Origin of the sequence: Lentzea atacamensis, from assembly GCF_003269295.1 — a bacterium.
In the GTDB taxonomy this organism is placed as follows: domain Bacteria; phylum Actinomycetota; class Actinomycetes; order Mycobacteriales; family Pseudonocardiaceae; genus Lentzea; species Lentzea atacamensis.
Genome location: NZ_QLTT01000005.1, coordinates 200,895 through 225,903, shown reverse-complemented (window position 1 = coordinate 225,903; position 25,009 = coordinate 200,895). Strand labels below are relative to the sequence as shown.

At 69.1% G+C, this 25,009-nt stretch carries 24 protein-coding genes and 1 tRNA gene; 11 read left to right on the top strand and 14 right to left on the bottom strand.

What is annotated here, in order from left to right; translation table 11 throughout:
- The first annotated feature begins 197 nt into the window (after window positions 1-197).
- From rox to C8D87_RS23630, 6 genes are all read left to right on the top strand, one after another.
- Window positions 198-1,613 (top strand): rifampin monooxygenase, encoded by a 1,416-nt coding sequence (gene rox / locus C8D87_RS23655; protein ID WP_112228401.1) that lies wholly within the window; start codon window positions 198-200, stop codon window positions 1,611-1,613.
- 45 nt (window positions 1,614-1,658) lie between these two features.
- Window positions 1,659-2,612 carry a tetratricopeptide repeat protein gene (locus tag C8D87_RS23650; RefSeq protein WP_109640714.1) on the top strand — a complete coding sequence of 318 codons (954 nt, stop codon included), beginning with the start codon at window positions 1,659-1,661 and terminating at the stop codon, window positions 2,610-2,612.
- Window positions 2,612-2,938 (top strand): hypothetical protein, encoded by a 327-nt coding sequence (locus C8D87_RS23645; protein ID WP_109640715.1) that lies wholly within the window; start codon window positions 2,612-2,614, stop codon window positions 2,936-2,938. Before C8D87_RS23650 ends, C8D87_RS23645 begins: the two co-directional genes overlap by 1 nt.
- 78 nt (window positions 2,939-3,016) lie before the next feature.
- On the top strand, window positions 3,017-5,137 hold the full coding sequence (secD, locus tag C8D87_RS23640; RefSeq protein ID WP_325049703.1) for a protein translocase subunit SecD: 2,121 nt from the start codon (window positions 3,017-3,019) through the stop codon (window positions 5,135-5,137).
- A 10-nt stretch (window positions 5,138-5,147) separates the two neighbouring features.
- On the top strand, window positions 5,148-5,519 hold the full coding sequence (locus C8D87_RS23635; RefSeq protein WP_109640717.1) for a VOC family protein: 372 nt from the start codon (window positions 5,148-5,150) through the stop codon (window positions 5,517-5,519).
- Between the two features lie 12 nt (window positions 5,520-5,531).
- A complete protein-coding gene (locus tag C8D87_RS23630) occupies window positions 5,532-6,692 on the top strand; it encodes a lactate 2-monooxygenase (protein ID WP_112228399.1) in 1,161 nt (386 codons plus the stop codon).
- Between the two features lie 43 nt (window positions 6,693-6,735).
- On the opposite strand, the gene C8D87_RS23625 is transcribed toward C8D87_RS23630, so the two are convergent.
- The 4 genes from C8D87_RS23625 to C8D87_RS23610 are packed head-to-tail and all read right to left on the bottom strand — an operon-like array spanning window position 6,736 to window position 9,843.
- Window positions 6,736-7,512, bottom strand: coding sequence for an ESX secretion-associated protein EspG (locus tag C8D87_RS23625; protein WP_109640719.1), 777 nt, complete (start codon window positions 7,510-7,512; stop codon window positions 6,736-6,738).
- 9 nt (window positions 7,513-7,521) lie between these two features.
- Window positions 7,522-8,841 carry a PPE domain-containing protein gene (locus C8D87_RS23620; RefSeq protein ID WP_112228398.1) on the bottom strand — a complete coding sequence of 440 codons (1,320 nt, stop codon included), beginning with the start codon at window positions 8,839-8,841 and terminating at the stop codon, window positions 7,522-7,524.
- A gap of 5 nt (window positions 8,842-8,846) precedes the next feature.
- Window positions 8,847-9,419, bottom strand: a complete 573-nt coding sequence (locus tag C8D87_RS23615; protein WP_109640721.1) for a DUF3558 domain-containing protein — start codon at window positions 9,417-9,419, stop codon at window positions 8,847-8,849.
- Window positions 9,420-9,435: 16 nt separating this feature from the next.
- Window positions 9,436-9,843 (bottom strand): hypothetical protein, encoded by a 408-nt coding sequence (locus C8D87_RS23610; protein ID WP_109640722.1) that lies wholly within the window; start codon window positions 9,841-9,843, stop codon window positions 9,436-9,438.
- A 147-nt stretch (window positions 9,844-9,990) separates the two neighbouring features.
- Between C8D87_RS23610 and C8D87_RS23605 the strand changes: the two genes are divergently transcribed.
- The gene (locus C8D87_RS23605) at window positions 9,991-10,812 is read left to right on the top strand and encodes a hypothetical protein (protein WP_109640723.1); all 822 of its coding nucleotides are present in this window, start codon (window positions 9,991-9,993) and stop codon (window positions 10,810-10,812) included.
- Here C8D87_RS23605 and C8D87_RS23600 read toward each other — a convergent pair.
- Entirely contained in the window at window positions 10,794-11,435 is a 642-nt protein-coding gene (locus C8D87_RS23600; RefSeq protein ID WP_233442252.1) for a helix-turn-helix domain-containing protein, read from the bottom strand. The two genes, C8D87_RS23605 and C8D87_RS23600, sit on opposite strands and share 19 nt — an antisense overlap.
- A gap of 76 nt (window positions 11,436-11,511) precedes the next feature.
- Here C8D87_RS23600 and C8D87_RS23595 point away from each other — a divergent pair, with 76 nt between their 5' ends.
- Window positions 11,512-11,748, top strand: coding sequence for a hypothetical protein (locus tag C8D87_RS23595; protein WP_109640724.1), 237 nt, complete (start codon window positions 11,512-11,514; stop codon window positions 11,746-11,748).
- A gap of 59 nt (window positions 11,749-11,807) precedes the next feature.
- On the opposite strand, the gene C8D87_RS23590 is transcribed toward C8D87_RS23595, so the two are convergent.
- From C8D87_RS23590 to C8D87_RS23580, 3 genes are all read right to left on the bottom strand, one after another.
- Window positions 11,808-11,879 (bottom strand) — tRNA-Val (locus C8D87_RS23590).
- Between the two features lie 53 nt (window positions 11,880-11,932).
- A complete protein-coding gene (locus tag C8D87_RS23585) occupies window positions 11,933-13,312 on the bottom strand; it encodes a carbohydrate-binding protein (protein WP_109640725.1) in 1,380 nt (459 codons plus the stop codon).
- A gap of 125 nt (window positions 13,313-13,437) precedes the next feature.
- Complete coding sequence (locus tag C8D87_RS23580) at window positions 13,438-15,078, bottom strand: bifunctional 3'-5' exonuclease/DNA polymerase (protein WP_411711462.1); 1,641 nt, start codon at window positions 15,076-15,078, stop codon at window positions 13,438-13,440.
- 690 nt (window positions 15,079-15,768) lie between these two features.
- Between C8D87_RS23580 and C8D87_RS23575 the strand changes: the two genes are divergently transcribed.
- Both C8D87_RS23575 and C8D87_RS23570 read left to right on the top strand, forming a co-directional pair.
- Window positions 15,769-16,182 (top strand): hypothetical protein, encoded by a 414-nt coding sequence (locus C8D87_RS23575; protein WP_112228396.1) that lies wholly within the window; start codon window positions 15,769-15,771, stop codon window positions 16,180-16,182.
- A gap of 21 nt (window positions 16,183-16,203) precedes the next feature.
- A complete protein-coding gene (locus C8D87_RS23570; protein ID WP_112228395.1) occupies window positions 16,204-18,636 on the top strand; it encodes an ATP-binding protein in 2,433 nt (810 codons plus the stop codon).
- Here C8D87_RS23570 and C8D87_RS23565 read toward each other — a convergent pair.
- A complete protein-coding gene (locus tag C8D87_RS23565) occupies window positions 18,623-19,546 on the bottom strand; it encodes a proline dehydrogenase family protein (protein WP_112228672.1) in 924 nt (307 codons plus the stop codon). The genes C8D87_RS23570 and C8D87_RS23565 overlap by 14 nt on opposite strands.
- Window positions 19,546-21,174, bottom strand: coding sequence for an L-glutamate gamma-semialdehyde dehydrogenase (gene pruA, locus C8D87_RS23560; RefSeq protein WP_109640729.1), 1,629 nt, complete (start codon window positions 21,172-21,174; stop codon window positions 19,546-19,548). Before pruA ends, C8D87_RS23565 begins: the two co-directional genes overlap by 1 nt.
- A gap of 111 nt (window positions 21,175-21,285) precedes the next feature.
- Here pruA and C8D87_RS23555 point away from each other — a divergent pair, with 111 nt between their 5' ends.
- The gene (locus C8D87_RS23555; RefSeq protein WP_112228394.1) at window positions 21,286-22,794 is read left to right on the top strand and encodes a PucR family transcriptional regulator; all 1,509 of its coding nucleotides are present in this window, start codon (window positions 21,286-21,288) and stop codon (window positions 22,792-22,794) included.
- On the opposite strand, the gene C8D87_RS23550 is transcribed toward C8D87_RS23555, so the two are convergent.
- From C8D87_RS23550 to C8D87_RS23535, 4 genes are read right to left on the bottom strand one after another with little or no spacing between them, the layout of a single operon-like run.
- Entirely contained in the window at window positions 22,776-23,393 is a 618-nt protein-coding gene (locus tag C8D87_RS23550) for a YidC/Oxa1 family membrane protein insertase (protein ID WP_112228393.1), read from the bottom strand. The genes C8D87_RS23555 and C8D87_RS23550 overlap by 19 nt on opposite strands.
- Before the next feature lie 40 nt (window positions 23,394-23,433).
- A complete protein-coding gene (locus C8D87_RS23545) occupies window positions 23,434-23,730 on the bottom strand; it encodes a DUF6412 domain-containing protein (protein ID WP_112228392.1) in 297 nt (98 codons plus the stop codon).
- Window positions 23,731-23,740: 10 nt separating this feature from the next.
- A complete protein-coding gene (locus C8D87_RS23540; RefSeq protein ID WP_109640733.1) occupies window positions 23,741-24,460 on the bottom strand; it encodes a hypothetical protein in 720 nt (239 codons plus the stop codon).
- Complete coding sequence (locus C8D87_RS23535) at window positions 24,457-25,002, bottom strand: RNA polymerase sigma factor (protein ID WP_109640734.1); 546 nt, start codon at window positions 25,000-25,002, stop codon at window positions 24,457-24,459. The genes C8D87_RS23540 and C8D87_RS23535 overlap by 4 nt, the downstream gene beginning before the upstream one ends.
- Window positions 25,003-25,009 lie beyond the last annotated feature (7 nt).

The window sequence follows — 25,009 nt, the reverse complement described above, 5'->3', positions numbered from 1 at the left end:
GCCTGCTGCACTCAACTTGGCGCGACCGGTGGGCTGCGGTGCGATTCGGTCGTGGAACGTCCCCGGAAACGCGAAAAGGCGGGGATGTTCTCCCTGCCCTCTTTAAGGTATAGCGCACCCCCGGTCTTGCGGCAAGGCCCCGGTGATGCCTCATCCTTTCCCGGCCAACGTGCTTTACCTGGGGAAATGGGGACTCCATGATCGACGTCATCATCGCCGGCGGCGGGCCGACCGGCATGATGCTGGCCGGCGAGCTGCGGTTGCACGGCGTGCGCGTGGTCCTGCTGGAGAGGGACGAGGAGCCGACCAAGGTGGTCCGTGCGCTCGGCCTGCACGCCCGCAGCATCGAGGTCCTGGACCAGCGCGGCCTCGTGGACAGGTTCCTCGAGCTCGGCACGAAGCACCCGCTCGCCGGGTTCTTCGCCGGCATCGAGCGGCCCGCGCCGGAACGGCTGGACACCAAGTACCCGCACGTCCTCGGTCTCCCGCAGCCGAAGATCGAGCGCCTGCTCACCGAACACGCGCTGGCGGCCGGCGCCGAGATCCGTCGCGGGTGCGCCGTCACCGGGCTGTCGCAGGACGAGGACGGGGTGACCGTCGAACTGGCGGACGGCACCTCGTTGAGGGCGAGCTACCTCGTCGGCTGCGACGGCGGCCGCAGCACCGTGCGGAAGCTGGCCGGCATCGACTTTCCCGGCGAGCCCTCGCGGGTCGAGACGTTGCTGGGTGAGATGGAGATCGGCATCCCCTGGGAGGAGGCGATGCCGTTGATGCTGGAGGTCCGCAAGACGCACAAGCGGTTCGGCATCGGCCCGTACGGCGACGGTGGGTATCGGGTCATCGTGCCTGCCGAGGGCGTGAACGAGGACCGGACCGTCATGCCGACGCTCGACGACTTCAAGCAGCGGCTGATCGCGGTTGCCGGAACGGACTTCGGCGTGCACTCGCCGCGGTGGATGTCGCGCTTCGGCGACGCCACCCGGCAGGCCGAGCGCTACCGGTCCGGCCGCGTGTTCCTGGGGGGCGACGCGGCGCACATCCACCCGCCGACCGGTGGCCAGGGCCTCAACCTGGGCCTGCAGGACGCGTTCAACCTGGGCTGGAAGCTCGCCGCTGCGGTGAACGGCTGGGCGCCCTCCGACCTGCTGGACACCTATGAGGGCGAACGGCACCCGGTGGCGGAGGAGGTGCTGAACAACACCCGTGCGCAGATCGAGCTGATGAAGGTCGAGCCGGGGCCGCAGTCGGTGCGGCGGGTGTTCACGGAGCTGATGCGGTTCGAGGAGGTCAACCGGTATCTGGTCGAGAAGATCATCGCGGTCGCGATCCGGTACGACTTCGGCTCTTCCGACGACCTGGTGGGTCGCCGGATCGGGGACCTCGCGCTGAAGCGGGGCGGGCTCTACGAGCAGATGCACGCAGGACGCGGGATCCTGCTCGACCAGACCGGGCGGTTGTCCACGGGCGACCGGGCGGACCGGGTCGACCACGTCGTCGACGTCAGCGAGGAGCTGGACGTGCCCGCCGTGCTGGTGCGGCCGGACGGGCACGTGGCGTGGGCCGGCGACGACCAGCAGAGCCTGGAAACGGCGCTCGCTCGCTGGTTCGGCTGAGGTCACCCGTTCGGGGGCAGGGGGCGCGCTGTCACACTGTGCGGCGTGTCCGAGCCGATGAACGCGGTGCTGCTGCGCGCCGCCGAGCTCACCGCCTCGGGGAAACCGCGGCAGGCGATCGACCTGCTGCGGCCCCTGGTGGCGGCGAACCCTCGGCACTCCGAGGCGTGGTGCCGGCTCGCTGCCGCCCACCTCGACCTCGGTGAGGCGGACCAGGCGCTCGACTCGGCCAAGCGGGCGATGATCCTCGACGGCGAACCGGCGTGGCCGCAGCGGCTGGCGGCGCTGGCGTTGAGCGACCTCGGCCGGCACCAGGAGGCCGCCGTCGCGGCGCGGGAGTCCGTGCGCCGCAAGCCCGGTGACTGGCGCTGCTACGTCGTGCTGGCCGAGGTGCTCGCGGACCTGCCGGACGGTGGTGTCGAGGCGTTCGACTCGGCCCTGCACGCCTCGCAGCTCGCGCCCACCGAGGCACGGGCGTTCCAGGTGCTCGGCGACGCGGCCCTGCGCATGCGCGACTGGGGCACCGCCGAGCACGCCTACCGCACGGCGATCAAGCTCGACCCGTCCGACGCGGACTCCAAGGCCAACCTCGCGACCGTGCAACGGCGCCGTGCCGCGAAGCCTCCCGCGCCGATGCAGCTGAACAAGGTCCAGGTGTGGCGTGCGCTGCGCATGCTGGCGATGCTGCTGGTCGGCGGCGGGCTGCTGGCGCTGGTAGCCGGTATGCCGCGGCCGACGCCCTACCTGGGCTTCTTCACCGGCGCGCTGGTGTTGTGCTGTGTTGTCGTGGCGCTGCGGCTGCGCCCGTTCAAGCTGCTCTTCGGCCTGCGCAAGCTCGCCGTGACGGTGTCGCTGCTCGCCGCCTCCGTGGTGATCCTGACCGCGTGGACGGTCGCGTTGCTGTTCGGGGCCACCACGATGCAGCCACTTGTGCTTTCCTGGTTGTGCGCTGTCGTGGGGGGAGCGCTCGTGTACGTCGGGGGAGGCAGGAAGCGGTGATGCGTCGCAACGCGGTCGCGCTCGCGGTTCTGCTGTTCCTCGGGCAGCTGTTCATCGTCGCCGCGCCCGCCGAGCCCACGCCCTCTTCCGGTTCCGTCGTCCGGCACGCCCACGACTTCGCGAACCTGCCCGGCGCCGCGCCCAAGCCGCACAACCACCACGCGGCCCAGGTGCCGCAGGCCCAGCTGCCGATGGACGTGCCGCCGGTCGCGAAGCCCTCGCTGCCCGTCCGTTTCGTCGTCTCCTTCGTCCGGCGCGTGCACCGCACGCCCGACGGCATCCGTTGGTCCCCGCAGCGGGACCGCTCGCCGCCTTCCGGTCGCTGAAACCCGTTTCTCAGCAACCACTTTCCCGGAAGGCTTCAACCACCCATGTCGCGCGACAACGCGCGGCGGGGTCTCCTCGTGCGCGGTCTGATAGCGCTCGGGGTCCTCGTCGCATCCGCTTTTCTCCTGCTCACCACCGATCCCCGCCTGGGCCTCGACCTGCGCGGCGGCACCCAGATCATCCTCGAGGCCAAGGGCGACTCCGACGCGGCCGACCGATCTCTGGAGGTCCTGCGCCGCCGTGTCGACGCACTCGGCGTCGCCGAACCGGTCATCGCCCGCTCCGGCGAGAACCGCATCGTCGTCGAACTCCCCGGCGTCCAGGACCCGGAAGAAGCGGTGAAGGTTCTCGGCCGCACCGCGCAGCTGCTCGTTCAGCGCAACGGCCAGACCGTCATGACCGGCGAAGGCATCTCCGACGCATCCGCTGTCCGCAACCAGCAGGGCGCGGGCTTCGTCGTGAACATCCAGTTCCAGGGCGAAGCCCCGTCGAAGTGGCAGAAGGTCACCGGCGAGGCGGCCTGCGAACCGCCGGGCACACCCGGCCGCCAGATCGCCTTCGTGCTGGACGGCAAGCCCATCTCGTCGCCGGAGGTCAGCTCCGACACGCCCTGCGGCGCCGGCCAGGCAGGCGGCGCCACCACGATCACCGGCCGCTTCTCCCAGCCGGAGGCCAAGGAGCTCGCCCTCGTCATCCGCTCGGGCGCGCTCCCCGTGCCGGTCGAGGTGATCGAACAGCGCACGGTCGGCGCCACCCTGGGCGCCGAGGCGATCGACGCCAGCGCCAAGGCCGCGATCATCGGCATCGCCCTGACCTCGTTGTTCCTGATCTTCGCGTACCGGCTGGCAGGCGTTCTGGCGGTCGTGGCGCTGGCCGGCTACGCGGGTGTCGCCTACGCGGGTCTCCTCGCGGTCGGCGCGACCCTGACGTTGCCCGGCCTGGCCGGCTTCGTGCTGGCGATCGGCATGGCGGTCGACGCGAACGTCCTGATCTTCGAACGGGCACGCGAGGAGTACGCCCGAAAACCGAACCTGCGCCGTGCCGCGGAATCCGGCTTCCGCGGGGCGCTGAGCGCGATCGCCGACTCGAACGTGACGACGCTGCTGGCGGCCGGTCTGCTGTTCTGGCTGGCCACGGGCCCGGTCCGGGGCTTCGGCGTCACGCTGACCATCGGTGTGCTGGCCTCGATGTTCAGCGCCCTCGTGCTGTCGCGTGTGCTGGTGCTGTGGGTGCTGGGCACTCGGTTCGTGTCGAAGCGTCCACGGCTGAGCGGTCTGCACACGCTGGGCTGGGTGCGGCAGCGGCTGTCCGTCGTGCTGTACCGGCGGCCTTCCGCGTGGTTGATCAGCGCGGGCGTGCTGGTGCTCGTGGCGTTCGCCGGCCTGTTCGTGCGCGGCCTGAACCTGGGCGTCGAGTTCACCGGCGGCCGCATGCTCGACTTCACCGCGGGCGGCCCCGTCGACCCCGGCCGCGTCCGAACCGCGCTGGCAGACGGCGGCTTCGGGGACGTCGTCGTGTCCTCGTCCGGCAACGAGGTGTCGCTGCGCACCGGCCCGATCAACGACGCCGACTCGTCCCGCATCGGCACGATCGTGTCCTCGGCGGTGGACAACGGCGCCCGCCAGTCGAGCACCGAGCTGATCGGCCCGTCGCTGTCGTCCGAACTGCGCCGCAACGCCGTGATCGGCCTGGCCATCGCCGTCGCCGCCCAGCTCGCGTACCTGGCGGTGCGCTTCGACTGGCGCCTGGGCCTCGCCACGGTCGCCGCGCTGGTCAGCGACGTGCTGGTGCTCATCGGCGTGTTCGCGTGGATGGGCAAGACCGCGGACGGCGTGTTCCTCGCGGCCCTGCTGACCGTGATCGGCTACTCGGTGAACGACTCCGTGGTCGTCTTCGACCGCCTGCGTTCCCTGCGCGGCTCACGGCTGTCCGCGTCGTACCCGGACCTGGTGTCCGACGCGGTGGTGCAAACCGTGCCACGCACCGTGAACACCGGCATCGGTGTGCTGTTCGTCCTGTCGGCGCTGCTGGTCCTGGGTGACGGCTCGCTGGCCAACTTCGCCACGGCGTTGCTGATCGGCCTGATCGCGGGGACGCTGTCCACAGTGGTCACCGCGGCGCCCGTAGCGATGTGGCTGGAGTCCCGCTGGCCGAGGCGAGCAGTTTCGAAGAAGCGGACGGCGGGGGTGCGGGCCTAGCGTTCTGCGCATGATCACTCATGTGCACTCGGCCACCATCAACGTCCGCGACCTCGACGAGGCGCTGAGCTTCTACGTGGACGTGCTGGGCTGGGAGAAGCGACAGGACAGCAACGAGGCGGGCATGCGCTGGCTGACCGTCGCTCCTCCCGGCGCCCAGACGGCGTTCGCGCTGTCGCAGTCCGACACGCCCAACGTGTCGTTCACGATGGGCTGCGGCATCTCGCTGATCACCGACGACATCGACGGCGACTGCGCGGCCTTCCAGGAGAAGGGGGTGCAGGTCAAGGCCGCGCCGGAGACCATGCCGTGGGGCGATCGGGCGACGTGGTTCAGCGACCCGTTCGGCAACGAGTTCTTCCTGGTTCAGCTCGCTTCGTAGCAGAGTAGGAGCATGACCTCATTCGCCGCGTACCAGAACGAGATCTACCTGCAGGGGCTCGGCGGCGCGGTGCCGCCGTTCACCACCGATCCGGACGCGCTGGAGCAGTCCGCGCGCGACAGGCTGGGGCCGGGGCCGTTCTGGTACGTGGCGGGAGGTGCCGGCTCCGGCGCCACCGTGCGGGCGAACCGGGAGGCGTTCGACCGGGTGCGGATCGTGCCGCGGATGCTGACCAACGCGACCGAGCGGCACCTCGGTGTGTCGGTGCTGGGCACAGAGCTGCCCGCGCCCGTGATGCTCGCACCCGTTGGCGTGCAGTCGATCCTGCACCCGGACGGCGAGCTGGCCACCGCGCGGGCGGCGGCTGAGCTGGGGGTGCCGATGGTGTTGTCGACGGCGTCCTCGCACACGATCGAAGAGGTCGCCGAGGCGTCGGGTGACGGGCCTCGCTGGTACCAGCTGTACTGGCCGAACGATCCGGACGTGTGCGCGTCGCTGCTGGACCGGGCGCGCAAGGCCGGGTTCACGGCGCTGGTCGTCACGCTCGACACGTGGACGCTGGCGTGGCGGCCGCACGACCTGGACCAGGCGTATCTGCCGTTCCTGCGGGGCGTCGGCACGGCGATTCCCTTCAGCGACCCCGTTTTCCGCGCAGGGTTGCAGAAGTCGCCGGAGGACGACCTGCCGATGGCGATCCTGCGGTGGGTGCAGCTGTTCACGGGTACCGACAAGTCGTGGGACCAGCTGGCTTTCCTGCGCGAGCACTGGGACGGGCCGATCGTCCTCAAAGGAATCCAGCACGCGGACGACGCGCGCAAGGCGGTCGAGTCCGGAATGGACGGAATCGTGGTGTCCAACCACGGCGGGCGCCAGGTCGACGGTGCGGTCGGCTCGTTGGACGCGCTGCCGTCGATCGTGGACGCGGTCGGGGAGCAGATCGACGTTCTCTTCGACTCCGGGATTCGCACCGGCGCGGACATCGTGAAGGCGTTGGCGCTCGGGGCCAAGGCGGTGATGGTCGGGCGGCCGTACGCGTACGGGCTGGCGCACGGCGGGCAGGTCGGCGTGAAGCACGTGGTGCGGAGCCTGCTCGCGGACTTCGACCTGACGCTCGGGCTGTCGGGGCACCGCAGCCCCGCTGAACTCGGGCCGGACGCGCTGCGGCTCGCCTGAACAGCATCGGCCGGGCCGCGATCGCGACCCGGCCGAGGTGCCGTTACGGCATCGTGGCGGTCAGGTGGGCGAGGGTGCCGAAGTCGGCGGGCTGCACCCGCAGCCAGCCCTCGCTCTTCGCCGCGATGTAGCGCCCGCTCGTCGTGTCGATGTACGTGAGCGGTGCGATGCAGCGCTGCTTGCGGCCGAGGTGGTCGCGCTTGGCCGAGTAGACCTGACCGCCGCCGATTCGCGGCTGGTTCATGATCTCCTTGAGCTGCGCGACCAGCTGGTCGTTCGGCGTGCTGGTCGGACGGCTCTGCTGCATGAACGAGCCGGTGTCCTCGTAGGACTGCCGCTTCTGCTCCAGCGCGTCCTCTGGCAACGTGATCGGGTTGCCCTTGCCGGCCGGCGTGGGCGGCAGGGCACCGACCAGCGCCTGCGGTGCCTCCTCCGGACGGACCGGTTCCAGCACGAACTGCTGTTCCGGCGTCAGCACGATCCGCAGCGCGTCCTGGCCGTTCGACACGACCAGCACGCTCTGCTGCGGCCCGTCCTTCAGGCTGAAGAACGCCCAGTACTCAACGCCGGCTTCCATCACGAGCCGTAGCGCGTTGGCCAGGTCCGGATGGACCTGGCTGCCGCGGGCCAGCCCGTAGGCCTCGAGTTGTGCCCACGCGAGGCGCTGCAGCCGTTCGAGCTCGCTCAGGTCACCCGACTCGAGGCGGTCCTCGTCGAACTCGACCTGCGTGAGCAGCGCCCGGTGCAGCGACGGCAGGCCCGCCGCCTGCCACGCCTGGTAAAGCGCCGTGACGGGGATGGCGACCCTGGATCTCAGCACGTTCTCTCCTTATCCGCCGATGACCGGCGGAGCCACCATCGTTCCGTCGCCGAAGATGTCCTCGGTCTCCTGCAGGTACGACGCGGACTTGTGCTCCTTGTCCTCGTCTCCCTGGCCACGACCGGCACCGGCGCCCATGCCTCCGGCGCCCATACCGGCAGCGCCACCACGACCGGCCGCACCAGCGGCACCCGCCGGCCCGAAGCCACCGGCACCACCGCGGCCCTGCTCAGCGCCAGCCACACCGGCCGCACCACCGAAGCCGCCGCCCATGCCACCGGGCCCGCCGAGGCGAGCCGCCGCGGCACCGCCGAGGCCGCCCGCGCCTCCACCACGGCCGCCGCCGGCACCTCCGCCGCCGCCACCGCCACCGCCGCCACCGCCACCGCCGCCGCCGCCGGGCCCGCCGAGCCCACGCCCGCCGGGGCCGCCCGGACGGTTGCGCGGGTCGTTGGGGTCGAGCCGGCCGCGGTTGCGCGGGTCGTTCGGGTTGTTCGGGTCCCACCTGCCACCGGGCGGGATGTTGGGGTCACCGCCGGGAGGCCGGTTGCGCGGGTCGTTCGGGTCGCCGATACCCGGCGGCCTGTTGCGCGGGTCGTTGGGGTCGGTCCACTGCGGATTGGTCGTGTCGCTGTTCGGCGGCTTCCAACCCGACAGGTTGGTGTCGTCGCCAGAGCCGGGAGGCGTACCGGTGCCGGGAGGGGTGCCGGTGCCCGGTGGCGTGTACGGGTCCCCCGTACCGTTCCGGTCGACCTTGCCGATCTTGCCGTTGCCCTGCTCCTCCATGCCCGCATCGCTGGCAGTGGGGGAGATGAAGGTCGGCATGTTGTTCGTGCTGGCCGTGACGGTCTCCCCGTACTGGGAGAACGCCTGCATGTTCTGCTCGTTGACCTTCTGGTTCTGCTCGACGGCCTTGTCGTAGTCCGTCTCCCACGGCTTCCAGTCGTTGAGGAACGGCTTGTCCGGAACCTCTGGCGGCTTCGACATCTTGTACTTGGCGTCGACATACGCCTGACCGACGGTGTCGGACGTCGTGGCCACGGATTTGGCGGACTCTCCTGTGACATCCGCCCACGTGGCAAGCGGTGAGGTCGCGCCACGCGCTGCGTCAGCGGCCGCGCCCTCCCAGGACGCACCGGAGTCCTTCACGGCTTGTTCGATCAGCCTCGAGACGTCGGCGTGGCCGGTGGACACCTCGCGCCAGTCCTGAGCGCTCGGTCCCGTGCTCTGGCTCGGTCCCTTGCCCTTCTCGAACCAATTGTAAACAGTGTTGCCGCCCGCGAGGGGCAGCATCAGGAAGCCTCCGATGTTCGGCTCATCCCCAGCCATAACTGCTACCCCTTCAGGTTTTCAATGATCATCTTTGCGACCGTCTCGGACTCGATGCAGGGCTTTTTCGTCGCCCGCTCGTCCTTCGCGACGTTGACCTGCAGGGTCACCGAGTCGGTCTTGGACGCCTGGATGATCGTTGCGCAGCTCATCTCACCGTTCGTCTGATCGCTGGTGATAAGGCGCACGCCGTCGACCTTGTGGTCGGTGAACACAGGGTCGCTCTTGACGTTGGCGACCATCTCTTCAACGTCCTTGTCCTTGGTCACGGAGATCGTGTATGTGGAGTTCTTGATGACATCCTGGCCCTTCCAGGTGCACAAGGGGCCGAGCACATCGCTGCCGGTCTGAGGTGCGCGGACGGAACCGAGCTTTGCGACCTGGGCAGCCGTGAGAATTTCGCACGGCTTGCTGACGAACTTGTCGATGCTGAGACCCGAGGGCGAATCGCTGCTCGTAGGCGCGGTGCTCGTCTGCTCGCCACCGGTCGGCGCCGTCGTGTTGGCGTTGCCACCGGTCTTTTCCGAGCAACCGGCCAGGACGCCGATGGCGAGGACGGCGGTCAGCAGGGCGGTCATGCGCTTCAAGATCGTGTCAACCCTTCAGTGCGGTCTGCGCCGCCTCGTCGGTGCCCCGGTACTTGGCCAGGGCCTTTTCGATGTTCTCGATCGTCTTTTCGAGCGCCCTCTGCGCGGCTTCGTTGGCCCAGGCGTAGCCACCGGGGTCTTTGCCTGCTGCCTGGCGCATCGCGAGGGTTGCCCACCCGCTGTAGGGGTCGGGACCGGGGGCTCCTGACGACTGCAGACGGCCAGCTTTCTGCTCGAGCTCTACCAGCCGTTCGATCGCCAGCTTCAAGCCGTCGATCATCTTCTGGGCCTGGTCGGGGTCGACGCTGAACCGGGCAGTACCCGCGCCTCCGGCTCCAGCCGCGGCACCCGCAGCGGCCCCGGCAGCCTTGGCCGCGGTCGCCATCACCGGCACGATCGCGTCGAACATCAGCATCCTGGCCAGCTCCCCTCAGAACTCAACACCCCTGTTGGAGGATTTTCGCACAGCGCCGGTTCCACTTGGAGGCGATCGAATCAGCTGATCAGGTCACATGGCCGTTTCGTTCAAGACCCCGCAGAGTCACCGCCCTAGGTTCGAGACATGATCGAACGAGCGAGGAACTTCATCTGGCACAACGCCCGCACGCTGGAACAACGCTGGTTCGAGCACGCCTTCGACGGTGGCTCGGCGAACGCCGTGGTCCAGGCCGTGCTGGCCTACCGCAACGACGACGGTGGCTACGGTCACGCCCTCGAACCCGACCACCGCGGGCCCACCAGCCAGCCGCTGCACGCCCTGCGCGCGCTGCAGATGTTCGGCGAGGTCAACGCCCCCGAGCATGCCGAATCGATTCTGACGTGGCTCAGGAACACCTGCCCCGACGGCTCGGTCCCGTTCGGCATGTCCACGTCGAAGGGGCATCCCATGGCCCCGTGGATCGCCGCCGACGACCAGGGCGGACTTCTCCTGACGGCCCAGATCGCGGCCGCACTGCTGGCGCTCGGGATCACCGACCCGTGGCTCGACAAGGCCACCGCCTACTGCTGGCAGGAGATCGACAAACTGGAGAAGACCCACCCGTACGAGCTACGGGCCGCGGTGATGTTCCTGGACGAGGTCGGGGACCGCAAGCGCGCGGAACTCGCCGCGGAAAAGCTCAGGCATCTGCAGGTCGAGGGCTATGAAGACGACGAAGGCATGGCTCCGCACCACTACGCGGAAAAGCCGACCAGTCTTGCCCGCGCGTGGTTCACCGACGACGAGTTCAGCAAGGACCTCGACGAACTCCAGAACGGCCAGCAGGAAGACGGCGGCTGGAACTTCGGCTTTCCCGCGTTCACGCCGGTCGTCAACTTCGAATGGCGTTCCATCGCCACGGTCGACGCATTGCTGACCCTGCGCCGCTACGGCCGGATCAGCTGACCGAGCGGCACTCCGGCCAGAGCACGAACTTCGCGGGCCAGGTGCGCCTGGTCCGCGTAACCCGCTTCAACCGCAACGGAAGCGAACGGCATCCCGTCCCACGCCAGGCGCATCGCCGCGTCGAACCGCAGCACCCGCTGCAACACCTTGGGTGGATACCCGAACGCGTCCAGGCACCGGCGCCGCAGCTGACGAGAGCTCAACCCGATCTCCCAGGCGGCCGAAGCCACGTCACAGGTCCGCAGCAACGACGCCGTCGCGGCCAGCGCCGGATCGACCACGACCCGCGCAGCGCAGAACGCGACCATGTCCGAGAACGAGTCGAGCCGCGCCGAGGGAACCAACTCGGACAACGGCACCCGCAGATCCCGGACGGCGTGCGCGGGCACCCCGAACACCGAGGGAAACGCCCCAGGCGGCAACCGCACGCCGTACAGCGTCCCCGGCGCGACCTCGGCGAGCTGAGCCCGGGTGTCCGGCCCGGCCACGAACAAGGAACCGGTGGCCGGAGCCCACATCAGGTCCGTGCAGCCGTCCGGCACCACCCGCTGCACGGTCGGAGACGAGACCGTGCGCGTCCACAGGCAAGCCAGACCCGCGGGTGCGGGACGTTCGGCGTACACCACCCCATCATCTCAGTCCGGAACGATCCACACCGTCGTGGCAGGATGATCAACGACATCGACTGGAGGAATGTCAATGAGTCGAATCCTGAGCACGGTCGCGGCGGCTTCGGTCGTTCTGGGCGTGATCCTCGCTGGTGCGGGCACGGCGTCCGCGCAGGAGCCCTACAAGAAGTACCCGACGAAGTCCGCCTGCGAGACGGCGGGCTTCCAGTACTACGCATCCGGCAAGACGGTTCGGTGGGACTGCACCGGGCCGCACTCCGCCAGCCCTGCCAGCCAGAAGTACTGGCTCTACCTGCTCCCCAGGTGAAACACGACGGGGCGAGTTGTGTTCGCGGAATCCGCGAACACAACTCGCCCCGAGTGGAGTGGACGATACTGGGATTGAACCAGTGACCCCTACCGTGTCAAGGTAGTGCTCTCCCGCTGAGCTAATCGTCCGAGCCAACGGACGAGATTCTAGCTCAGGGCCGAGCCGAGTCGCTCACCCAGGGTCAGGTTCCGAACTTCACCCAGTTCACGCTCACGTACGGCGCAGGCTGTCCACTCGTGAACGTCACGTAGACGTCGTGCACCCCGCTGATGTTGGAGATGTTCGCGGGAATGGTTCTCCACGCGTCCCAGCCACCGGTGTTGCCGACCGCGAACGACCCGACCGGTGCGGCTGTGCGCGACCCGAGCCGCACCTCGACCAGACCGCTCACCCCGCCGCCGGCACCCGACGCCACGCGGGCGTAGAACTGCCGGGCCGGGCCGGAACCGAAGTTCACGCCGGAGAACTTCAGGTAGCCGCCGTTCGCGATCTGGTGCACGCCGGAGCCGCCGTCGGCCGGTGCCACGGAGCCGCCAGAACGTTCAGAGGCGTTCTCCGCCTGCAGTTCGCTGTACGCGGAACCCCCACCGCCGGGGTTCGACGTCGTGGTCGTCGTCGGGGGAGTGGTGGGGCCACCGCCAGCCGTGTAGACGGCCACGTAGTCCACGACCATCGAGTGTCCTGACTGAGTGGCCGCGACAGGGGTCGGCTGACCGTTGTTCAGCGCGTTCGGGAACGCGCCGCCCATCGCGAGGTTCAGCAGGATGAAGTACCCCGCGTGCGAGGTCATCCGGTCCCACACTCCCGCGCCGAGCTGAGCCTGCGTCACGGTGTGGTAGTGCTGGCCGTCGACGAACCACTTGAAGCTCTTCTCGGCGTCGTCCCACTCGAAGCGGTACGTGTGGAACGCCGACTGGCAGGAGGCGCCGGGGCAGACGCGCGAGTTGCCGATGCCGCTGAACTCGTTGCAGGCGCCGCCGGGTGCGACGTCGCAGTGCAGCACGCCCCACACGGAGTTGATGCCGTTGACGTTCTCCATCACGTCGAACTCACCGATGCCCGGCCAGTTCCAGTAGTTGCCGCGGAACGGCGAACCGAGTGCCCAGAACGCTGGCCAGTAGCCGAGTGCGGCCTCGCCGGTGACGTTCGGCATCTGGATGCGGCCCTCGATGGCGAGCTTGCCGCCGGCCGCGGGCTTGAAGTTCGCGCGCTGGGTTTCGATGCGCGACGACGTCCAGTTGCCCGCGCCGTCCTTCAGCGCGGTGATCCGCAGGTTGCCGGAGCCGTCGAGTTTGATGTTGCTGGTGCTGTTCGTGTAGTTCTGGATCTCGCCGGTGCCCCAGTTCGCGGGGCCGCCCGGGTAGCTGTGACCCAGGTCGAAGATCCAGTTGGAGCTCGACGGCAGCGATCCGTTCGGGCCGTTGAAGTCGTCACCCCAGACCTGCGTCCATCCCGCTGCAGGGGGTGGGATCGAAGCGTTGGCAGACATGGCGGCAATCGCCAGGGGTACCGCGGCAAGAAGAGCTGTCGTGGCCGCGAGGATGCGGCGGCGTGGCTTCATGCGCGAGTGACCTCCTTGTCACGGGTGCAGTCCACTTATGAGAGCGCTCTCACGGGGTGCGGGGCAAGCGGCCATTCGGAGCAACGAGCCGGAACGCAGCAGGTCGTACCGCGTCTTGTTTGGACTTATTTCGCGTCGGCGTAGCACGCGACGGGCACGGCGTTCATCGGGAACCGCACCGCGGTCTCGCCGAACAGCAGCCGCGTCGCCTCGCGTCCGGCGTCCGCTATCGCCTGGATCACCGCGTCGGCGTCCTCGCGCGGGCAGTGCACGAGCACCTCGTCGTGCTGGAAGAACACGAGGTGGGCGTCGGCGGGCAATCTGTTGCGCAGCACGCCCAGCAACGCCGCCGTCCAGTCCGCCGCACTGCCCTGCACGACGAAGTTGCGCGTGAACCGCCCCCAGTTCCGCGCCGCCTGCCGCGACGAGCTCGACACCTCGCCCGAGTCGTCCGCGCCGCCGGTCAGCTCGCGCCACGCCTCCGAGGGTGCGGGCGACGTGCGTCCCAGTCGCGTGCGGACCATCCGCCCTTGCTCACCGGCCTGCGCCGCGGCCTCCACGTAACCGACGGCTTGGGGAAACCTCTTGCGCAGCACGGCGAGCAGCGGTCCGGCCTCACCCGAGGTGCCGCCGTACATCGCCGACAACATCGCGATCTTCGCGCGCGGCCGCTCGCCCTTGAACGAGTCCTCGGCCAGCGCGGAGTAGAGATCGTCGTCCCCGCACACCTCGATCAACCGCTGATCTCCCGACAGAGCAGCCAGAATTCGCGGTTCGAGCTGGGAGGCGTCGGCCGCCACGAGGCACCAGCCGTCGTCCGCTATCACCGCTTTCCGCATCAGCCGGGGAATCTGCAGGGCCGCACCACCACGCGACGCCCAACGGCCCGACACCACGCCACCGACGACGTAGTCCGGCCGGAACCGCCCGTCCTTCACCCACGCGTCGAGCCACGTCCAGCCGTGCGCCACCCACAGCCGTGCGCGCTCTTTGTACTCCAGCAACGGTTCCACGGCCGGATGGTCGATGTTCTTCAGCACCCACCGCCGCGCCGACGGCACGTCGATGCCCTCACGCGCGAACGCCCGCACGATGCTCGCCGGCGCGTCCGGGTTGACCTCCTTGCCGCCGAACGCCTCCCGGATCTGGTCCGCCAACGCCTGCAACACCTTCGGCCGCACGCCCGGCGCAGTGCGCGGGCCGAGCATCTCCTCGAGGATCTCGTTGTGGACGTCCGCCCGCCACGGCAACCCGTGGTGCGTCATCTCCGCCGCCACCAACGCCGACGCCGACTCCGCCGCGATCAGCAGCCCCAGCGCCGGATTCCGTTGCTGTGCCCGGAAAACCAGCGACAACGCGGCCAGCGCGTCCGTGCCGCCCGGCAGCACCACCGGCTCGGGCTCGAACAACGTCAGCTCGACGTCCTTCTTGCGCGGCCCCAGATCCGCCGGCGCCGGCATCCCCAGCTCGCGCGCCAGCGCCGCCGCCAGCTCCTTCGGCTCGCGGTGCCTGCCCTCGGCGCCGAGCAGCAACGCCTCGGTGAGGTGCAGGTCCCAGCACCGGTCGACCCGCACCCCGGCGCGCAGCAGTGCCGGGTAAACCTCGGTGGTGTCCGCCCACACCCACCGCGGTTTGTGGGCAAGCTCCAGCGACGCGACGGCGGGGGCCAGCGACTCCGCCGCCATCGCGGGACCAGCGGGCGTCCCGTCGTCGTGCAGCTTCTGCCACCGGCCCGCACCGTCCGCTTCCAGGACGAGGGCGACCAGCACGCCACTGATTGTGCAGCGAGGGTCTGACAGTTTCAGTCCGGACTGAAACCGGGCGGCCGGTCCTGTGCCGGGAAAAAGACCGGGAACGTTGGAAATCTTTGCAACGAGTTGCATTCAAGGGTGTATTCTACGAATTCACCCGGAATGAATGAAAAGAATGGTCATCTCCCGGTGGAAGCGCTGTCGCAGTGCGGAACACAAGCAACACTCACCTCGGCAGTGCTCTCATGACCAACGGCAACGCGGCCACCGGGCTGCGCGACCTCGACGCCGGTATACCCGACGGTGACCAGCCCAAAGGTGCCGGTTCGGCGGTCTACGACGACGTGGCGTCGTGATCGCGGACCGGCGACTTCCGGAACCGGGGCGTGCATTGCCCGAAACTGCTCGAAGAACTCTGCCCGAACTTCAACGCGGGCGTCAGTGACGGTTTCTCCGAGCAGCTCTACTTCCAGGCATTGCGCGGACTGCCGCACTCGGCAACGATTTCAAAACCCTCAACGTACTCGAAGTCGGCTGTGGCATGGGCGAGGGCGTCAACTTCCTCGCCCGCCTCGTGGACCCCGCCCGAGCGGTCGGTCTCGACATCTCGCGGACGCCATCCGCAGGACCAACGCGCTGCTCGCCCGCGGCGACCGGCTCACCTACGTCGAGGGCGACGCCGAGCGGCACTTCTCGCTCATCGACGTGTTCGACCCCAGGTCGTCCGCGCGGCTCGGCAAGCTCCAGCGGGAGATCACCGACTTCGAGTGGACCCACGAGCGCGACGTCACGGGGAACGTGAAGAGCGCGATCCGCCGGCGCATGACGCCCGGCAGCTTCTTCCGCGAGGAGTACGCCCGCAAGCGGATACCGCTCAGGGAACGGATCATCGGCGGCGCGCACTACGCCGGCGCGGACTTCATCGGCCACCGCGATGCCCTGTCCGGGGTGCTGGAGCTCGCCCGCATCCGGCCCGGGTTCGTGGGTGAGTACGAAAGTTACCGTCACCACCTCGCACGGCGTGCCCAACCGTTGGAGGATCTCCAAACCAGTCAGCAAAGGAGTGAAGGAAAAACGGGAAAAAGCCACGATGGTGTGGTCTTCCTACCCCTGGCCTGACCGTCGGCCGACTATGAGGCTGTGGACCGAGCACTCAGCGTCGCCGCACTGCTGGACCCCACCCGACAGGTGGTCCCCTTTCACGGCAGAGAATCCGAGCTGCAGGCACTCACGCACTGGCGCGACAGCCCCGCGCCCGCGGCGTCTCTGCTGCTGCACGCACCGGCGGGTGCGGGCAAGACCAGGCTCCTGCGGCACTTCCAGGAGGAGCACTGGGACGACGAGGAGCACGGCAGGCTGCTGCTGATCGACGACGCTGACCGCCTCACGTGGAACGACGTCTTCCTGCAGCTGCAGGACACGCTCCGGCACGGGCCCGAGCGCACGCGGGTGCTGCTGGCGGCGAGGACCACGGGCTGGTGGTGGTCCTCGACCCGCCAGCGCATCGCGGACTTCGACCACGAGGTCACCGACGTCGCGCTGGCACCGACCCTGGACGACCGCGCCGAGTCGTTCACCCTGGCCTGCCAGCACTTCGCCAAGCAGCTCAACGTCACGGCACCCGACGAGCCGCCGCCCAACATCGCCGGGGAGACGGTCCTCGACCTGCACCTGGCCGCGCTGACCGCCGTCCACGGCGACCCGTGCGACGTGAACCGCACCCAGCTCGTCCGCCAGCTCCTGAAACGCGACAACGGTCCCAAGAACGGCCGCATCGCCGAGGACTACCTCGCCGTCGCCACCCCGGACGCCCCGGATCCCGACCTGCTCGCCCGCGCCGCGCAGAGGTGGCCGCACCTGCGCGCCAAGCTCGACGAGGTCATCGACGCCAACCCGGAGATCGTGCTCGACATGGAGCGCGACAGCCTCCGGGCCGCCGCCGAGATCGGCTCCTTCACCACGCTCGAGCACATCGCCCGCCACGTCTTCCGCGACGAGCGGTTCGCCACCGACCCGATCCCGTCCACGATCACGAAACGCCTCATCGACCGCGCGCAGGACACCCTCGAACGCGCGGAGATGTACGGGATGCTCAGTGCCCGCTCTGCGGTCTGCGGCCTCCGCGAGGAAGCCGTCGAAGCCTCGAAGCAGGAAGTCGAGTGCTACCGCGAGCTCGTCGAGCAGGACCGCGAGAACCGGCCGCTGCTCGCGGACTCGTTGGGAGACCTGGGCCTGCGCCTGCTCGCCGTGCACCGCACCGAGGAGGTTCTGCAGGTCTCCGAGGAGGCGATCCGGCTGTGGCACGAGATCGCGATCGACGACCCGGAAACCACCCCGCACCTCGCGTCGGCGCTCGAACAGATCAGCTACCGCTACCAGAGCCTCGGCATGCCAGAGGAGTCGATGGACGCCATCAGCCGCGCGACGCTGATGTACCAGGAGCTCGCGAAGATGCACCCGGCGTTGTTCCGCGCCGACTTCGCCAGGGTCGCGGCCATCGTCGCGCGGCGCTACCACGCCGAGGGCGAGAACACCCACGCCGCCGACTCGATGCAGCTCTCGATCGCGAACTGGCGCATCCTCTCCCGGGAAGACCCGCGCTACGAACCGGAGCTCGCCCGCAACCTCGCCGCCGCCGGGTCCATGCTCGTCGAGCTCCGCCGCGCGGAAGCGGCCGACGAGACCCTCAAGGAAGCCGTCGAGGTCTTCCGCAGGCTCGCCGTGGTCAACCCGCAGACGTTCCAGCCGGAGCTGGCGGACGCGCTGATGCGGCACAGCCAGGCGTTGCGCGACCTGTGCGAGGACCCGGACGCGAAGCTCACCGCGCAGGAAGCCGTGATGCTGTGGCGGGAAACCGGTGATCGCAAGGGGCTCGGCACCGCGCTGCTCAACGTCGTCAAAGTCGCCCACGACTACGACGCCGAACTCGCCGCGGCGCAGGAAGCCGTTGACGTGTACCGGGAACTGGCCGCCGAGAACACGGTCTGGCACCAGGCCGACCTCGCGATCGCCCTGTCGATGCTGACCGAGCAGCTGCTCGTGCAGGACGAGGCGGACAAGGCGCTCATCAGCGCGGCCGAGGTGTTCGACATCGTCCGGCGGCTGCCGTCCCAGCTCATCGACTTCTTCGGGGCCAAGCTCGCGATCGCCATGCAGCCCATGACCGCCACACTGTCCGAAATGGAGTATCACGGGCACGCGCTGGAGTCGTCCGAGCTGATGCTCGACATCTGGCGGGCGCTCAAGGACAAGTCGCCGTCCGGCCATGGCGCCTACATCGGGGCCGTGCAGCAGCACGCGTGCAAGCTCCGCGGCGCGGAACGGCGGGTGGAGGCGAGGAACACCGCGCACACCGCCGTCGTGCTGTGGCACCTGACGGGCAAGGACCTCGACCGGGAGGCCGGGTACGCCGACACGCTCACGATCTACGCGCGGCTCTGCGCGGAGACGAAGTACCAGCTGCGGAAAGCACTCCAGCTCACCCACCGCGCGGTGAAGATCATGCGCGAGGTGGGTGAGCCGGTGAAGCTGGAGTTCGCCCTCGAAACGGTCGAGGCGCTCAGCTCGTCGTGAGCAGCGACCTCACGAAGAACGCCACGTTGGCCGGACGCTCCGCCAGGCGACGCATGAAGTAGCCGTACCACTCGTCGCCGTACGGCACGTACACGCGCATGCGGTTGCCTTCGCCGGCGATCCGGCGCTGCTCCTCAGGCCGGATGCCGTACAGCATCTGGAACTCGTAGGAGTCCTTCGAGCGCGCGGACGCCAGGTCGGCGGCGATCGCGATCAGGCGCGGGTCGTGCGAGGCCACCATCGGGTAGCCCTGACCCTCCATCAGGATCTTCAGGCACCGCACGTACGACAGGTCGACGTCGTGCTTGTCCTGGTAGGCGACGGAAGCGGGCTCCTGGTAGGCACCCTTGCACAGCCGCACCCGCGAACCGGAGTACGCGAGGTCGTGGCAGTCCTGCTCGGTCCGGCGCAGGTAGGCCTGCAGCACCGCGCCGACCCACGGGAAGTCCACCCGCAGCTCACGCAGGATGTCCAGCGTGGAGTCCGTGGTGGTGTGGTCCTCCATGTCCAGCGTCACGGTGGTGCCGACGACCGCGGCGGCCGAGCAGATCCGCCTGGCGTTCTCCAGCGCGATCTTCTCGCCGTCCACCGGCAGCGACTGGCCCACGGCGGACAGCTTGACCGACACCTCGGCGCCCCGCGTCAGCCCGTGCTGCTCCAGCCGCGCCAGCAGCGTCAGGTACGCCTCGACCGTGTCGTTGGCCTGCGACTCCTCGACGGTGTCCTCACCGAGGTGGTCCAGCGTGACGAGCCGGCCGTCCGCGAGCACCTCGGCGGTCGCGTGGATCGCTGAGGAGACGTCGTCACCGGCGACGAACCGCTCGACGACAGGCCGGGTCAGCGGCGTCGACTCGACGAGCCTGCGAGCGCCCTTGCTGCGGGACGCCGCGAGAAGAGAGCTGCGAAGCATCACGCCCCCTGGTGCGGGTGAAGGTGGTTGGTGGGCGCCGCGAAGGTCTCCTTGATGGAGCGCGGGCTGACCCAGCGGAGCAGGTTGTGGACCGACCCCGCCTTGTCGTTCGTGCCGGACGCGCGGCCGCCGCCGAACGGCTGCTGGCCCACGACGGCACCGGTCGGCTTGTCGTTGACGTAGAAGTTGCCGGCGGCGAACCGCAGCTCTTCCATCGCGTGCGCCACGGCGGTGCGGTCACGGGCGATGATCGAACCGGTCAGGCCGTACGGCGCCGCGCTCTCCATCTGCTTGAGCACGGTCAGGTAGTCGGCGTCCTCGAACACGTGGACAGCGAGCACCGGGCCGAAGAACTCGGTGGTGAACACGGAGTTCGAAGGGTCGGAGCCGAGCAGCACGGTCGGGCGCACGAAGAAGCCGTCCGAGTCGTCCGCGGTACCACCGGCGGCGATCTCCAGGGTGGAGTCCGCGCGCGCGGCCTGCAGCACGCCCGACAGCTTGTCGAACGAACGGCGGTCGATCACCGCGCCACCGAAGTTCGAGAAGTCCGTGACGTCGCCGTAGGTCAGCGCCTCGACCTCGGCCAGGAACTGGTCCTTGATCTTGTTCCACACCGAGCGCGGCACGTAGGCGCGCGACGCGGCGGAGCACTTCTGGCCCTGGTACTCGAACGCACCGCGGATCAGCGCGACGCGCAGCACGTCCGGGTCGGCCGACGGGTGCGCCAGCACGAAGTCCTTGCCGCCGGTCTCACCGACGATCCGCGGGTACGAGCGGTAGTTCGCGATGTTCGCGCCGACCTGCGCCCACAGCTTCTGGAACGTCGCGGTGGAGCCGGTGAAGTGGATGCCCGCGAGGTCGGGGGAGTTGAGCGCCACCTCGGACACGGCCAGGCCGTCACCGGGCAGCAGGTTGATCACGCCGGGCGGCATGCCCGCCTCTTCCAGCAGCCGCATGGTGAGGTGCGCGGCGAACGACTGGGTGGGCGACGGCTTCCACAGCACCACGTTGCCCATCAGCGCGGGCGCGGTCGGGAGGTTGCCGGCGATCGCGGTGAAGTTGAAGGGCGTGATCGCGTAGACGAAGCCCTCCAGCGGGCGGTGGTCCGTGCGGTTCCACACGCCGGGGGAGGAGATCGGCTGCTCGGCCAGCAGGTTGCGGGCGAACTGCACGTTGAAGCGCCAGAAGTCGATCAGCTCGCACGCGGAGTCGATCTCGGCCTGGATCGCGGTCTTCGACTGGCCGAGCATCGTCGCTGCGTTCAGCGTCTGGCGCCACGGGCCGGCCAGCAGGTCGGCCGCACGCAGCAGGATGGCCGCGCGGTCGTCGAACGACATCGCGCGCCACGCCGGGGCGGCCTCGCGAGCGGCGCGCAGGGCGTCCTGGGTGTCCTGCTGGGTCGCGCCCGCCAGGGTGCCGACGACCGAGCGGTGGTTGTGCGGCTGGACGACGTCGAACCGCGCGCCGCCACCCATGCGCTGTTCGCCACCGATGGTCATCGTCAGCTCGAGCGGCTCCTTCTGCAGCTCGGCCAGCTTGGCCTGCAGTTCCGCGCGCTCCGGGGTACCGGGGGCGTACTGCAGCACCGGCTCGTTGACCGGGGCGGGAACCTGGGTGACAGCGTCCACTCGGCAACTCCTCTTCGAGATGTGGGGTGCCCAAACCGTAAGACCGCATGACCTCGCCGCCGTTGTGCGACCGGCCAAGATTCACCAGGTCAGATGTACGATCGAACAACCATGAGCCTCCGCCACCTCCTGATCGCTCTGGGCGATCCACTGGTCGAACTGCAGGTCGCCCCGAACGGCCTGGAAGTCGACGTGCGCGATGTCGTGATCATGGATCCGGACGACCCGCCGGACGTCGCCGCCGGAGACCTCGCCCTGGTCATCGGCGCACGCGGCAGGGCTGCACTGCCGCTGATCAGGGCCGCCGGCCGGGCGAAGGCTGCGGCTGTCGCGGTCAAGGAGAGCTCGTCCGCCCTTGACCAGGCCGCCATCGACGCGGGCGTGGCGCTGCTGGAAGTCCGCCCGGAGGTTCGGTGGGGACACCTGGAGTCGCTGGCCAAGAGCGTGCTCACGACCACGACCGACGACGGCGAGATCCTCGGCGACCTGTTCGCACTCGCGCAAACGATTGCGACCCTGACCGGCGGCATCGTCAGCATCGAGGACACCGCGAGCCGCGTGCTCGCCTACTCCCGCTCGTCCGACGAGGTCGACGAACTGCGCCGGCTCTCCATCCTCGGACGCCAGGGCCCGGAGCCGTACCTGAAGATGCTGCGCGAGTGGGGCGTCTACAACCTGCTGCGGTCGTCGGAAGAGGTCGTCCGCATCGACGAACGCCCGGAGCTCGGCATCCGCCGCCGCATCGCCGTCGGCATCCACGCGGGCTCGCAGCCGCTGGGCACGATCTGGGTGCAGGAGGGCGACCAGCCGCTGTCCGAGCAGGCGGAACGGGCGCTGCTCGGCGCCGCCCGTGTCACCGCCCCGCACCTCATCCAGCAACGCAACCAGCCGACGTCGCGGTTCCGCGAGAACCTCCTCGCCGCGCTGCTCACCGGCCGGATGGACGCCGCCACGGTCGCCGGCCAGATCGGTGCCGACCCGAAGAAGCCCGCCGCCGTCGTGGTCTTCGCGTTGCGCGGAGGTGACGCCGACCGCAGCGAACACGAGCTCCGCCGCGCCGAGATGACCGGCCTGATCTCCGTGCACGCGGCGGCGTACCGGCGCAGCGCACTGGTCAGCGAGTCCGGCGGCCGCACCTACGTGCTGCTGCCGGACCTCGCCCCGAACGCTCAACTTCTGAACCTGACGCGGGAAATCGTCACAACCGCACGACGACACCTGCACACGTCGGTTCAGGCGGCGGTCGGCTCGACAGTGTCCACATTGGACGATGCGCAGGTCTCGCGGCAGGAGGCCGAGCGCGTGCTCGATGCGATGGCCCGCGATCTCGACGCCGAAGTCGCGACGCTCGCCGATGTGCGGTCACAGGTCCTGGTCAGCGAGATTCTCGCGCTGCTCCAGGACAATCCCCGGATCCGCGACCCCCGGATCGACGCGCTCGACCCGGAGCTCGCGAAGTCGTTGCTGGTCTACCTCGACGCCTTGGGCGACGTGCGAGCCGCGGCCGAGCGGCTGCACGTGCACCCGAACACGTTGCGGTACCGGCTGAAGCGGATCGACCTGGACCTGGACGATCCGCTCGTCCGGCTCATCGCCCAGCTTCAGCTCAGGATGCGGTAGAGCAGCGCCCGCTCCGCGATCGTCCACGTCGTCGTGGTGAGCAGGTACAGCCCTGCGGCCAGCGGCAGGTACGCCGCCACCAGGATCGTGCCGAACGGCAGCGCCTTGATCAGCCCGGTCATGAAGCCGGGCGTGGGCGTCGTGGTCATGCGCGACTGCTGCCACCGCACGGTCACGTACGCGACGACCGCGAGCAGGCCGAACAGCGCGAAGAACACCCACTCGAAACTGCTCATGAAGTGAGCACTTAGCGAAACCCCGAAAATCGTCCCCTCCAGGAGGGGGTTGGGGGTCGTGACGACCTGGTAGATGACCATGAAGAACGGGATCGTCGCGAGCATCGGGAGCATGCCCGCGAACATCGACACGCCGTTCTTCTCGTAGACCTTCTGCGACTCCTCCGAGAACCGCATCAGGTCCTTGCCGTACTTCTTCTGCAGCTTCTGGATCTCCGGCGCGAGTTTGGCCTTGGCCTTCTCGCCGCGCACGGCCGCGCGGTACAGCGGGTGCAGTGCGAGCCGGACGACGATCGTGAACAGCACGATGGCGAGCGCGGGCATGCCGAAGCTCGCCAGGGCAGCGCCCAGGTCAGCGAACAAGGGTTGGTTCTCCGTCTTGAGTTGGGAAGTGCGGGACGTGTCAGAACGTCCGGCATCCCGGTGCTCGAGGACGGGGCCGACCAGCGGCGTCGGGGTCGCGCAGCCGCAGTTGTGCTGATCGTTGTGCTCGCTCCCGGATCGAGAGCGACCGCGCTGGCGCCACCGCCTGTGAAATCAGCTGGGGCACCAGCGCGACGACCACGATCAACGCGAGGGCGAGCGCGGTCACGGCCGCGGCGACCTCGGTCGGCGAGGAGAACAACGTGAAGGCGTAGAGGGCAGGCAGGAAGACCGCGAGCATCAACAGCGCGCGGTTCTTGGTCTCCGGCCGCCACATGCCTTGCAGACTACCGAACGCGAACGGGAATCGGGGAGGTCTGCAGAACGCCGCCTGCTTCGTCATAAAGCCTGACGTGTTTCGGCTTGCCCAAGCTCGGCCACCACGCCACGACCCAGCCGTTGCCGACGGTCGCGGTCACCTCCAGCCCGTCCTCCGTGCCGATGACCACCTTGCCGACCTTCGGGCTCACCCGGCCGGTCAGGACGCTCATGCTGTTGCGGGTGTTCACGTCCGTCATGCCCATTTGCCCGGCGAAGTCGGCGAACAGCCTGTCGCCGAGCGGCTCGCGGCCCGTGGCGTTCCCATGTCCGCTCATCGCGACACCTTTCGGCGTCCGCAGGCACAGCATCTCGGACTGCGGACCGGTGAACAGCACCATCGTCAGGTCTCCGCGCTGGTCGACGACCGACACCTCACGGGGGGCCGGCCAGTTGGGCCGATTCCCCTCGCCCTGCGCGTCGTGGCGGTCGAGCGTCTTCGTGCAGTCCGCGAGCACGGGTGCCAGGTCGCCGGGTGCCCTCGGTTCAGCGGTCCACGACGCGTAGGCGTCCTGGTTCGTCGGGGTCCACAGCACCAGCGTCACGGCGACGGCGGCCACGAGAGCCGTCGCGGGCACCGTGAAGCGCCACCACCGGCGGGACGGCTTCGAGCTGATCTCGTTCAGCAGTGCGTGCTTGCGGATCTGAAGGCGCAGCGGGTCCAGCTGCGGGATCTCGGGCGTGATCACAGTGCCTCCTCAACCAAGGCGCCACGCACGGTGCGTTGCGCGCGAGCGAGTCGGGACTTCACGGTGCCGACCGGGATGCCGAGCACCTCGGCGATCTGCGCCTGACTCAGGTCGGACCACGCGGCCATCTCCAGCACCTCCCGGTCCCCGGCGGGTAGCTTCTCCAGCTCGGCGATCACCGCCCTGGTCCTGGTCTCGGCGTCCACCCGCCGTGCCACATCGTCAGCGTGGTCGTCGTCCGCGTCGTGCCGCGGAACCTTGCCGAGCGCGGCCTTGTACCGCGTGCGAGCGCGTTGGTGATTGCGAGTGACACCGAGTGCGATGGTGTACAGCCATGGCAGCAGAGACCCCTCGACCGTCACGGACGTGCGTTTGCGCCAGGTCTCCATGAACACCACGGACACCAGGTCCTCGGCAACGGCCCACGTGCCGGTGCGGCGCAGGCAGTAGGCGAACACGGCCTGGGCATGGCGTTCGAACAGCAGCCCGAACGCCTCGCTCACGCCGGCCCGGACTTGCCCCCAGAGCTCTTCGTCGGTCACGGACCCT